We start from the raw sequence: 10695 nt of genomic DNA on the forward strand, positions 1-10695 counted from the left end.
TTGCTGGTGTCGGAGAGCTTGGCGTGATCTCCAGAGTGGTGCCGGTGATCTTGAGTGGGAGTTCGGCCTTCGCGCCGCCGCTGCCGGGGCCCTCCTCAGAGGTGGGCTCGCCTCCAGCCTCGGGCAACGGGGTGGTCTCTGCCGTCTCCGGGCTGCCCTGGGATCCACCCTGGGCCGACGATGCGGTGCGGACGAGCTGTGTGGTGATGCCGGTCGTGCCGGCGGCGGGGCTGTCGCCGGCCGAGTCCCACATGCGGCCCGCCGGGCTCTCGAACACGGGGGTGCCGTCGCTGTCACGCGCGACGAAGCCGCCGTCAGCCGTCGGGGCGATGTCCAGGCCGGTGCCGGAGACGTTCATCCTGATCGTCGCAAGCGCCGGGTTTCTTAGCCGCCTCCGGGGTCTTGACCACGAGTACTGACGTGTAGCCGGAGCTCAGGGCGGTCAGCCTCAGGTCCACGTCGGGGAGGACTTCGGCGTAAGTGGCGGTGGTGCCGTCGAGTTGAGGCTCGGGGAGTGCGGTGGGCCAGCTGAGTTGCAGCGTGTGCCCCCGGTCCTTCAGCGTGACCAGCCGGTCACCGCTGCCACCGTTCGAGAATGCGACACCTGCCGCTGTGTTCTTCGCGCGCACAGCGCCGTCGACCGTGCGTACGAGGGTGGTGTCGATAGGCGCCCAGGCGCCGTTGTCCTGCCGGGCACGGACTGGAGCTGCGTTCATCTCCTGGGTGAAGGTGCCGTCCGGGTTGGCGAAGACCTGGGACGACTCGGTGGTTGCCGCGTCCACGGGCACCTGCTCACCGGTTTGCGCCGCGAGCGCGCTCGCCTCCGCCTCCGGAGTCCTGTCGGCTGCGACCGAGGTGGTCCCGTCATCGGCGAGTGCGGGAGTCGCTGCGGCCCCGAGCACAGGAGTCGCTCCGCCGAGGAGCGCGACGGCCATTGCCCCGCTTCTCACCGCCTGACGCCACCCGAGCCGCTGTCTTTGGACCAACACGCCCCCGCCCGTTTCCTTAAGTTTTCGTTATGCGTGAAGCGTGAAGATCATGTGGTGATCAACTGGGTTGGGCAATGGTGGCGCATCATGTTGGCTTCTTTCGCACTGCGTCAGGGGCGTTTCCCGGGTCCGGCGGTTAGCTGTCGGGCGGGCGGGCAGCAGGTCACCGAGATCGTCAACTCGGTTGATCTGCAACGGTTATGGCCTTCGGCTCGTAGCGGTGACTTCACGCCCGAGGTGTTGGTCCGACTGACCGGTCACGGTTGCCGGCCGCATGGCGTCGATGGCTGGTATGAGTCGGTCGACGGCTGGTTCGGCTGCTTTCGATGCAGGGAACGGGCCTTCGGCGCTGCATATGAGGAGTCCGTCCGCGTGATCCGCCGCCCGGATGCGGTCCTCCAGGGCACGCCCCGGTGCAGGGGTCGGTCCGGAAGGCGGCGCTGTTCCTGAACGCCCGCGGTCGGTAGCCGGGGTGATCCGCGATCGCGACACGAGTGGTCTCCAGTCGCCGAGGCCAGGGCCCGGAGACGTCAGCGGCGCGAACCCGCATGTCAGGAACGGTAAGCGGGGCGCTCACCGGCCTCGAAATGCGACTCCGGGCGCTTGCTGCATACGCTCGATGAGTGGCACGGGGACGAGGGCCCCGACGCCGAGCGGGCGTTGCAGTTCCCTCACCCCGCTCGGCGGAAACGAAGACAGCCGCAGTCCAGACCTCGGTAAGACGCCCTCTCCCGGGAGGAAGGTTTGGTATGAGGTTCACCCGCACGCGTACAGCGAAGGCCACCGCGGCGGTCGTGGTCGCCGTCCCGCTCGCCCTCGGAGGGCTGACGTCACAGAGCCACGCACAGGATGCGTCTCCCAGCCCCTCCGGCACGTTCGGTTCCGGCTGTTCGGCGCTCTCCCAGAAGGCCGATACGGCCAAGGACAAGGTGGTGGAAGCCGCGTCTGCCTACCCGCAGCTCAGTCAGCTGGTAGCAGCCGTGGTCAGGGCGCAGCTGGGTGACACCCTCGACGGGAAGCCCGACATCACCCTCTTCGCCCCCGACCAGCAGGCGTTCGAGGACATGAAGGCATCGCAGCTCACCTCGCTGCTCAACGACCAGGAGCAGTTGCAGAAGGTGCTGACCTACCACGTGGTGGACAAGCGGATCACGCCGGACCAACTCTCCAACGGCTCCTTCACGACGCTGGAGGGCGGCAAACTGACCACGTCGGGCTCCGGTACCGACTTCAAGGTCAACGGCGATACGAACATCGTCTGCGGCAACATCAAGGCCGCGAACGCCACCATCTACGTCATCGACGGAGTCCTCCAGCCCCCGTCCTGACCCACAGCCCCCGTTCCGGGCGCCCCGTGTGGACGCCGGAACGGGGGCTCCTTCGCGCGTGGCTCCCACCGACGTCGCCGAAGCCGAGCCGGGTCCCCCGCAGCCGCGTCCCCCGCAGCCGCATCCGCCGCATCCGCCGCAGCCGCGTCCGCCGCAGCCGCGTCCGCCGTCGGGGACACTGCCGGAGTACTACCGGACTCGGGTGGCGCCCGCCGGGTGGTGGTCGGGTCTGTCGAGGTCGGAGGCCGGCCGCCGTCCGCGGAGTGCGGCTGTGAGCAGGGTCGCGGCGGTTCCGGCGACCGCCCACGCCGACAGGACGAGCATCGGGCCGGTCAGCGCGTTGCCGTTGAAGTAGGCGATCGAGCGGGCCGACCAGGTGCCGGCGCCGGGGGGCAGTGCGGGGCCGATCGCCTTCCAGAACGGGGGGAGCATCGGCGGGGGCAGGGCACCGCCGGCGCTCGGGTTGCCCAGGATGACGACCAGCAGGATGGCCACCCCGATGCCGGCCAGCCCCAGCATGCTCTGGAGGGCGAGGGTGGCCGCGCCCACCGCGAAGACGATCAGCGCGCCCAGGCCCCAGTAGGCCGCGAAGCTGCCGGGAAGCGCGCCCAGGACGGGGCCCACGATCAGCGCGCCGCCGAGTCCGGCCGCGATTCCGACGAGGGCCATCGCGGCGAGCCGGATGACCGCGCGCCGGGGATTCGTGCGGCCGGCGCCCGAGCTGACCGCCATGATCGACGCGCACAGGTAGCCGCCCACGCACCAGCCGACGGTGACGTAGAAGGACGTCAGTCCGTTCGCGTCCTGGGTGTCGGCCGGGGCCACGTCGACCGTTCGCAGGGTGCGCGACCGGTTCGTCTCCAGGGCGGTGACGGCGTCCTCCAGGGTGCCGGCCAGCGCCCTACCGGCGCCGGAGGCGACCAGCAGGGTGTCCGTGGTGCCGGCCGCGCCGATGATCAGGGCGCCGTCGATCTCCCGGTCCAGGATCTGCCGGCGGGCCGTCGCCGCGTCGGCCACCGTCCGCGGGTCCAGGGGGTCCCCGGGCAGCCCCTCCAGCCGGTCCACCGTCTGCTGCGCGGCGGCCCGGGGCGCGACCACCCCGAAGGGCACGTCCTTGGGGTCGGGGTCGTGCAGCGCTCCCACGTAGGAGGTGATGAACAGCAGGGAGAGCGCCACCACGCCCAGGACCAGCAGCGTGGCCCGTGGGGTGACCGCGTCCTTCACCTCGTCGAGGAAGGGGGAGTGCGTCATGTCCCCACAGTCCGGGGCGGGTGGTGTTTCCGCAGGTGGGAGGCGCCCGAACGGCTGTCGTACATACGTTCGGGATTTGGTCTATGGTGGGGGTGAGCGGTTGGAACGGATGTTCGATAGTGGTGATGGTGGGAGGTGGGGATGCCGGGGTTCACGCATCTGCACACCGTCTCCGGGTTCTCCCTGCGCCACGGCGCCTCGCACCCGGAGCGGCTGGCCGAGCGTGCCGCCGAGCGGGGCATGGACGCCCTCGCCCTCACCGACCGCGACACCCTCGCCGGCACGGTCCGCTTCGCCAAGGCGTGCGCGAAGGCGGGGATCCGTCCGCTCTTCGGGGTGGACCTCGCGGTGGCCCCGTCCGAGCCCGCCCGCCGGGAGGACCCCACCCGCCGGGAGCGCCGCCGCACCCCCGTGCGCGGCGGGGCCTTCGTCGACGAGTCGGCCCCCCGGGCCACCTTCCTCGCCCGCGACGGTGCCCGGGGCTGGGCCGGCCTGTGCGCGGTCGTCTCGGCGGCGCACGCCGCCGAGGGCGGCACCCCCCTGCTGCCCCGGCCCGCCGACCGCGCCGACGGCCTCACCGTCCTGCTCGGCCCCGACTCCGACGTGGGCCGCGCCCTCGCCGCCGGCCGCCCGGACCGGGCCGCGCGGCTGCTCGCCGCCTGGCGCGAGGTCCATGGCGACGCCCTGCGGCTGGAAGCCGTCTGGCACGGGCGCGAGGGCACCGGCCCCGGCTCGCTGCGGCTGGCCGCCCGGACCGTCGGCTTCGCGGCCGAGCAGCGCGTCCGGCCGGTGCTCGGCAACGCCGTCCGGTACGCCGACCCCGGGCAGGGTCCGGTCGCCGACGTGCTGGACGCCGCCCGCCGGCTGGTGCCGATCGACCCGGCCAAGGGGCTGGACTCGGGCGAGGCCTGGCTGAAGGGCGCCGACGCGATGCGGCACGCGGCCGAGCGGATCGTGGAGGCCGCCGGCTTCCGCCGGGACACCGCCCTCCGGCTGCTGGAGCAGACCCAGGCGACCGCCCTCGAATGCGTCGTCGACCCCGAGGACGACCTCGGTATCGGCACCGTCCACTTCCCCGAGCCGCACCTCGTCGGCGCGAGCCGCCGCACCGCCCAGCGGACGCTGGCCTCGCGGGCGGCGGCCGGGATGGTGCGCCTCGGCTACGCCGGCCGCCGCGCGTACTGGGAGCGCATGCACCACGAGCTGGACATCATCTCCCACCACGGCTTCGCCTCCTACTTCCTGACGGTCACTCAGGTCGTGGACGACGTAAGGGACATGGGTATCCGGGTTGCCGCCCGCGGCTCCGGCGCCGGCTCCCTGGTCAACCATCTGCTCGGCATCGCACACGCCGACCCGGTCGAGCACGGGCTGCTGATGGAGCGCTTCCTGTCCCGGGAGCGCGTCGTGCTGCCCGACATCGACATCGACGTGGAGTCGGCGCGCCGGCTGGAGGTCTACCGTGCGATCATCGGCCGGTTCGGCACCGAGCGGGTCGCCACGGTCGCGATGCCGGAGACGTACCGGGTCCGCCACGCGATCCGCGACGTGGGCGCCGCGCTGTCCCTGGACCCGGCCGACATCGACCGGATCGCCAAGTCCTTCCCGCACATCCGGGCCCGCGACGCCCGCGCGGCCCTCGACGAACTGCCCGAGCTGAAGGAGCTCGCGGGGGAGCGGGAGCGCTACGGCAGGCTGTGGGAGCTGGTCGAGGCGCTCGACGCGCTGCCGCGCGGCGTCGCCATGCACCCGTGCGGGGTGCTGCTGTCCGACGCGTCCCTGCTGAACCGTACGCCGGTGATGCCGACCAGCGGTGAGGGCCTGCCCATGTCCCAGTTCGACAAGGACGACGTGGAGGACCTGGGGCTGCTCAAGCTCGACGTGCTGGGCGTGCGGATGCAGTCGGCGATGGCACACGCGGTCGCGGAGGCCGAGCGGGCGTCGGGGGAGCGGATCGACCTGGACGCCCTGCCGCCGGGCGACCCGGCGACGTACGCCCTCGTCCGCTCCGCGGAGACGCTCGGCTGCTTCCAGATCGAGTCGCCGGGCCAGCGCGACCTGGTCGGGCGGCTCCAGCCGGCGACCTTCCACGACCTGGTCGTGGACATCTCGCTGTTCCGGCCGGGTCCGGTCGCCGCCGACATGGTGCGGCCGTTCATCGAGGCGCGGCACGGGCGGGCGCCGGTCCGCTACCCGCACCCCGATCTGGAGCGGCCGCTGCGAGAGACGTACGGCGTCGTCGTCTTCCACGAGCAGGTCATCGACATCGTCGACATCATGACCGGCTGCGGCCGCGGCGAGGCCGACCGGGTGCGGCGCGGGCTGTCCGATCCGGAGTCGCAGGCGCGGATCAAGGTCTGGTTCGCGCAGCACGCGGCGGCCAGGGGGTACGACGCGGAGACGGTCCGGCGGACCTGGGAGATCGTCGAGGCGTTCGGCTCCTACGGCTTCTGCAAGGCGCACGCGGTCGCCTTCGCCGTGCCCACCTACCAGTCGGCGTGGCTGAAGGCGCACCACCCGGCCGCCTTCTACGCCGGGCTGCTCACCCACGACCCCGGCATGTACCCCAAGCGGCTGCTGCTGGCGGACGCTCGGCGGCGCGGGGTGCCGATTCTGCCCCTGGACGTGAACCGGTCGGGCGTCGCACACCGTATCGAACTGGTGTCTGAATCTGACGGGGTGTGGGGGCTGCGCCTGGCGCTCTGCGACGTGCACAACATCAGCGAGGCCGAGGCGAAGCGGATCGAGGACGGGCAGCCGTACGCCTCCCTGCTGGACTTCTGGGAGCGGGCGCGACCGAGCCGGCCGCTGGCCCAGCGGCTCGCCCAGGTCGGCGCGTTGGACGCGTTCGGTGCCAACCGCCGCGACCTGCAACTGCACCTGACCGAGCTGCACCGGGGCGCCCGCGGCGGCGGGGGCGGGCAGCTCCCCCTGGCGGGCGGGCGGAACACCGCGTCCGCGGGGCTGCCCGACCTGTCGGAGGCGGAGCGGCTCAGCGCCGAGCTGGGCGTGCTGTCCATGGACGCCTCGCGCAACCTGATGGACGACCACCGGGAGTTCCTGCGCGAGCTGGGCGTGGTCTCCGCGCGCCGCCTGCGCGAGGCGCGGCACGGGGAGACCGTGCTGGTCGCGGGCGCCAAGGCGGCCACCCAGACCCCGCCGATCCGCTCCGGCAAGCGGGTCATCTTCTCCACGCTGGACGACGGCACGGGCCTGGTCGACCTCGCCTTCTTCGACGACTCCCACGACGCCTGCGCCCACACCGTCTTCCACTCCTGGCTGCTGCTGGTGCGCGGTGTGGTGCAGCGGCGCGGCCCGCGCAGCCTCAGTGTGGTCGGCTCGGCCGCCTGGAACCTCGCCGACCTCGTCGAACTGCGCGCCCGGGGCGGCCTGGAGGAGGTGGCGGCCCGGCTGGCCGAGCCGCCCCGTGGCGCCGGGGGCGACACCGGGAGGGGCACCGCGCCGGCGGACCGTGACGGTCCCGAGCGGGCCCGGCTCGCCGGTTCGGACGGGCGTCCGGCGCCCGCGGGCTCCGCGGCCCGTGACCCGATGGAGGACCGGCGGATCCGGATGCCCACGGGGTACGAGATGCACCCCTGGGCGGATCTGCGCCCGGCGGGCGAAGGGCCCGCGGTGGGCAGGAAGTTGTGGCACCAGAGTCCGGGGAGTGCGGGATGACCATTCTCTGCGTACGTTTCCAGCTGCCGCCGGTGCGTGAGGCGGCCCTGCCGGGGCTGCTCGAGCTCCTGGAGGACTTCACCCCGGTCGTCGAGGCCCTGCCCCCGGACGGGGCACTGGCCGATCTGCACGGCGCCGAACGGTACTTCGGGCGCGACGCGGTGCAACTGGCCTCGGTGATCCGGGTCCGCGCCCTCGCGCTGTACGGCGTCGACTGTGTGATCGGCGCCGGGCCCGGCCCGATGCTGGCCCGCATGGCGCTGGCCGACGCCCGCCCGGGGGTGACCCGCGCCGTCCCCGGGGACCCGGACGGCATCGCGGCGTTCCTCGCCGACCGGCCCGTCGCCGCGCTGCCCGGAGTGGGGGCCGCGACCGCCCGCACCCTGGGCGAGTACGGCCTCGACACCCTCGGCCTGGTCGCCGCCGCCCCCTTGTCCACCCTGCAGCGCCTGATCGGCGCCAGGGCCGGCCGGGAGCTGCGGGAGAAGGCGGCCGGGGTGGACCGGGGGCGGGTCGTCCCCAACGGCGCCGCCCTCTCCCGTTCTCGGCTTCACTCGAACGGGGGGACCCCCATGCTGATGACGGAACGCCCCTTCGAGCGCGACGAGCTGGACCCCGACCGGCACCGGCGCGCCCTGCTGTCGGCCGCCGAGGAGATCGGCGCCCGGCTGCGCGCGCTGGAGAAGGTCTGCCGGACCCTGACCCTCAGGGTCCGCTACGCCGACCGGACCTCCACCACCCGCAGCCGCACCCTCCCGGAGCCGACCGCGCACTCGGCCGCGCTGACGCGGACGGCGTACGGCCTGTACGAGGCGCTCGGCCTGCAACGCGCCCGGGTCCGGGCGGTCGCCCTGCGCGCCGAGGGGCTGACCCCGGCCGACCAGGCCGCCCACCAGCTCTCCTTCGATCCCGTCGACGAGAAGGTCCGCCGGGTCGAGGAGGTCGCCGACCGCGCGCGGGCGAAGTTCGGGCCGCGGGCGATCGTGCCGGGGACGCTGGCCGCGTGACCGTACCGGCCGCGGCGTACCCGTCGGCGGCCGGTCCGCCCTGGGCGGAGACCAGCCGGTTCGCGGCGGAAGCCGGTCGGTCTGCGGCGGAGGCTGGCCGGGGTTCGTGTCCGAACCAGTCGGTCTGTGGCGGAGGCTGGTCGGTGAGGTCACCTCCGAGCCGGTCGGCCCGCGGCGCGGCGGAGGCTAGTTGGCCCACGGGGGAGCGATGCGGGTGCCGTCGGCCAGCTCGGCCTCCAGGCCGATGGACGTGGTGACCCAGGACAGCGCGGTGTGATCCGTCGGGTTCTCGACGGACAGGGTGGCGCCCGGGTTGACGATCAGCGTGTCACCGGCGGTGACACGGTGGGTCTCGCCGTCGACGGTGATCAGCAGTTCGCCGACGAGCAGATGGAAGACCTCCTCCCGGGTGACGGTGTGCGCGGGGGCCCGGGTCCCCGGCGGGATCTCGCCCCGCCAGGCGCACAGCTCCTTGCTGCCGGTGCGCGGGGAGGCGTGGGTGACGAAGCGGGCACCGTGCATTTCATGGGTCACGGCTTCGGACGAGCGGACGACGGGCATGAGCGACTCCTTGCCAGGGGCGGTAGCGGGATGGCGGCGACCGGGTGGCGGTGGCCAAGTGGTCAAGTTCCTTGACTATATGGTCAAGCGGCTTGACCAAAACGTCAAGGGTGTTTCATGGGCCCGTGCAGAACTCCGAAGCCCTCGCCCTGACCGCGGCCCTGCTCTCCGCCGCCGGTGACCTCACCCAGCGCATCCATGACGGCGTCGTAGCCCGGGGTTTCGAGGGGGTGCGGCCGGCGCACGGTTTCGTCTTCGCGCGGCTCGCGCCCCAGGGGGCGACGGTGACCGAGGTCGCCACGCACCTCGGGGTCACCAAGCAGGCGGCCAGCCAGCTCGTCGACGAGCTGGTGCGCAAGGGGTACGTGGAGCGCCGGGCGCATCCCGGGGACGCGCGGGCGCGGCTGGTGGTGCTCACCGAGCGCGGCTGGGAGTGCACCCGTGCGGCGGAGCAGGCGGCGGCCGAGGCCGTCAGCGCCTGGGCCGGGATGCTCGGGGAGGGTGAGGTGCGGGCGTTGCGTGAGTCTTTGTCGCGGATTGCCCCTTATGGTCCCCTCAGGCCCGCCTGGTGACGAACGTCGGTCGCTGACTATCACTGGAAGTTTTTACTGAGGCGTAACTTCACACTTCACCTACTCGCTCGTAACTTGACAGGTGCACAGCATCCTCGTGATCCGGATCACAGGGCGTAAGGCCATCTCACTCCCCATGAGCCGCAAGGAGATCACTCGATGCTGTCCTGGAAGCGAGTGTTCAGACCGCTGGCCGCGTTCCTGCTGGCCATCGCGGTGCTCACCGTCCCCGCCGCCTCCGCCCACGCGTCCACCACCAGCAGTGGCTGGAACGACTACTCCTGCAAGCCGTCCGCCGCCCACCCGCGGCCCGTCGTCCTGGTCCACGGGACCTTCGCCAACTCCGTCGACAACTGGCTGGCCCTCGCCCCCTACCTGAAGCACCGCGGGTACTGCGTCTTCTCCCTCGACTACGGTCAGCTCGACGGCGTCCCCCTCTTCCACGCCCTCGGCCCCATCGACGAGTCCGCCGCACAGCTCTCCGCCTACGTCGACCGGGTTCTCGCCGCCACCGGCGCCGCCGAGGTCGACGTCGTCGGCCACTCGCAGGGCGGCATGATGCCGCGCTACTACCTCAAGTTCCTCGGCGGAGCCGCCAAGGTGAACGCCCTGGTCGGCATCGCGCCCAGCAACCACGGCACCACGCTGAGCGGGCTGACCAAGCTCCTGCCGTACTTCCCCGGCGCCGAGGACCTGCTCTCCGCGGCCACCCCCGCCCTCGCCCAGCAGATCACCGGCTCCGACTTCCTCACCCGGCTCAACGCGGGCGGCGACACCGTCCCCGGGGTGCGCTACACGGTCATCGCCAGCCGGTACGACGAGGTGGTCACCCCCTACCGGAGCCAGTTCCTGACCGGACCCGGCGTCAGGAACGTCCTCGTCCAGGACCTCTGCCCGCTGGACCTGTCCGAGCACGTGCTCATCGGACTGACCGACCGTATCGCCTTCCACGAGGTGACCAACGCGCTCGACCCGGCGCACGCCTCACGCACCACCTGCGCGTCCGTGTTCGACTGACCCGGGCGCGCACGATGCACCGCCGGGGCCCGACCGGCCTGAGCCGCCGGTCGGGCCCCGGAGTCCGGACGCGGCGTCAGCGGCCGTCGCTACCGCCGGTCACCGCCCTGCGCCGCACCGAGGCGAACAGCACGGCGGAACCCAGCGCGAGGGTGGCCGCGCCCCCTATCGCCAGGTACGTGGTGCTCGCGTCGCCCCCGGTCTCGGCGAGGTTCCCCGCCGCACCGGCGGCCTCGGGCGCGTTGCCCGCGGCGGCCGGTGTGGGGGGGGGGGGGGGGGGGGGGGGGGGGGG

General features: G+C 72.8%; 9 protein-coding genes. 5 read left to right on the plus strand and 4 right to left on the minus strand.

What is annotated here, in order from left to right; all coding sequences use genetic code 11:
• Window positions 1–314: 314 nt before the first annotated feature.
• Window positions 315–935, minus strand: a complete 621-nt coding sequence (locus AC3ET3_RS27255) for a hypothetical protein (RefSeq protein WP_435613045.1) — start codon at window positions 933–935, stop codon at window positions 315–317.
• An 803-nt stretch (window positions 936–1738) separates the two neighbouring features.
• Between AC3ET3_RS27255 and AC3ET3_RS27260 the strand changes: the two genes are divergently transcribed.
• On the plus strand, window positions 1739–2317 hold the full coding sequence (locus AC3ET3_RS27260) for a fasciclin domain-containing protein (protein WP_432155655.1): 579 nt from the start codon (window positions 1739–1741) through the stop codon (window positions 2315–2317).
• A gap of 189 nt (window positions 2318–2506) precedes the next feature.
• Here AC3ET3_RS27260 and AC3ET3_RS27265 read toward each other — a convergent pair whose 3' ends face one another.
• Window positions 2507–3568 (minus strand): ABC transporter permease, encoded by a 1062-nt coding sequence (locus AC3ET3_RS27265; protein ID WP_432138534.1) that lies wholly within the window; start codon window positions 3566–3568, stop codon window positions 2507–2509.
• 141 nt (window positions 3569–3709) lie between these two features.
• Here AC3ET3_RS27265 and AC3ET3_RS27270 point away from each other — a divergent pair, with 141 nt between their 5' ends.
• Both AC3ET3_RS27270 and AC3ET3_RS27275 read left to right on the plus strand, forming a co-directional pair.
• Complete coding sequence (locus AC3ET3_RS27270; protein ID WP_435613046.1) at window positions 3710–7246, plus strand: DNA polymerase III subunit alpha; 3537 nt, start codon at window positions 3710–3712, stop codon at window positions 7244–7246.
• On the plus strand, window positions 7243–8253 hold the full coding sequence (locus tag AC3ET3_RS27275) for a DNA polymerase Y family protein (protein ID WP_435613047.1): 1011 nt from the start codon (window positions 7243–7245) through the stop codon (window positions 8251–8253). The genes AC3ET3_RS27270 and AC3ET3_RS27275 overlap by 4 nt, the downstream gene beginning before the upstream one ends.
• 186 nt (window positions 8254–8439) lie before the next feature.
• Here AC3ET3_RS27275 and AC3ET3_RS27280 read toward each other — a convergent pair whose 3' ends face one another.
• Window positions 8440–8814, minus strand: a complete 375-nt coding sequence (locus AC3ET3_RS27280) for a cupin domain-containing protein (RefSeq protein WP_432138531.1) — start codon at window positions 8812–8814, stop codon at window positions 8440–8442.
• A 125-nt stretch (window positions 8815–8939) separates the two neighbouring features.
• Between AC3ET3_RS27280 and AC3ET3_RS27285 the strand changes: the two genes are divergently transcribed.
• Window positions 8940–9386, plus strand: a complete 447-nt coding sequence (locus tag AC3ET3_RS27285; protein WP_432138530.1) for a MarR family winged helix-turn-helix transcriptional regulator — start codon at window positions 8940–8942, stop codon at window positions 9384–9386.
• 159 nt (window positions 9387–9545) lie between these two features.
• Window positions 9546–10403: an alpha/beta fold hydrolase gene (locus tag AC3ET3_RS27290; RefSeq protein WP_432138529.1), complete on the plus strand. Its 858-nt coding sequence runs from the start codon at window positions 9546–9548 to the stop codon at window positions 10401–10403.
• A 76-nt stretch (window positions 10404–10479) separates the two neighbouring features.
• Here the strand turns inward: AC3ET3_RS27290 and AC3ET3_RS27295 are convergent.
• The coding region (locus tag AC3ET3_RS27295; protein ID WP_435613048.1) for an LAETG motif-containing sortase-dependent surface protein at window positions 10480–10695 on the minus strand (216 nt) is incomplete at its 5' end.

The sequence above is a fragment of the Streptomyces sp. bgisy159 genome, assembly GCF_057707805.1.

Excerpts from the sequence above, each read along its gene's own strand:
- AC3ET3_RS27255 (WP_435613045.1), bottom strand. The coding sequence starts at position 935 with ATGGCCGTCGCGCTCCTCGGCGGAGCGACTCCTGTGCTCGGGGCCGCA.
- AC3ET3_RS27260 (WP_432155655.1), top strand. The coding sequence starts at position 1,739 with ATGAGGTTCACCCGCACGCGTACAGCGAAGGCCACCGCGGCGGTCGTG.
- AC3ET3_RS27265 (WP_432138534.1), bottom strand. The coding sequence starts at position 3,568 with ATGACGCACTCCCCCTTCCTCGACGAGGTGAAGGACGCGGTCACCCCA.
- AC3ET3_RS27270 (WP_435613046.1), top strand. The coding sequence starts at position 3,710 with ATGCCGGGGTTCACGCATCTGCACACCGTCTCCGGGTTCTCCCTGCGC.
- AC3ET3_RS27275 (WP_435613047.1), top strand. The coding sequence starts at position 7,243 with ATGACCATTCTCTGCGTACGTTTCCAGCTGCCGCCGGTGCGTGAGGCG.
- AC3ET3_RS27280 (WP_432138531.1), bottom strand. The coding sequence starts at position 8,814 with ATGCCCGTCGTCCGCTCGTCCGAAGCCGTGACCCATGAAATGCACGGT.
- AC3ET3_RS27290 (WP_432138529.1), top strand. The coding sequence starts at position 9,546 with ATGCTGTCCTGGAAGCGAGTGTTCAGACCGCTGGCCGCGTTCCTGCTG.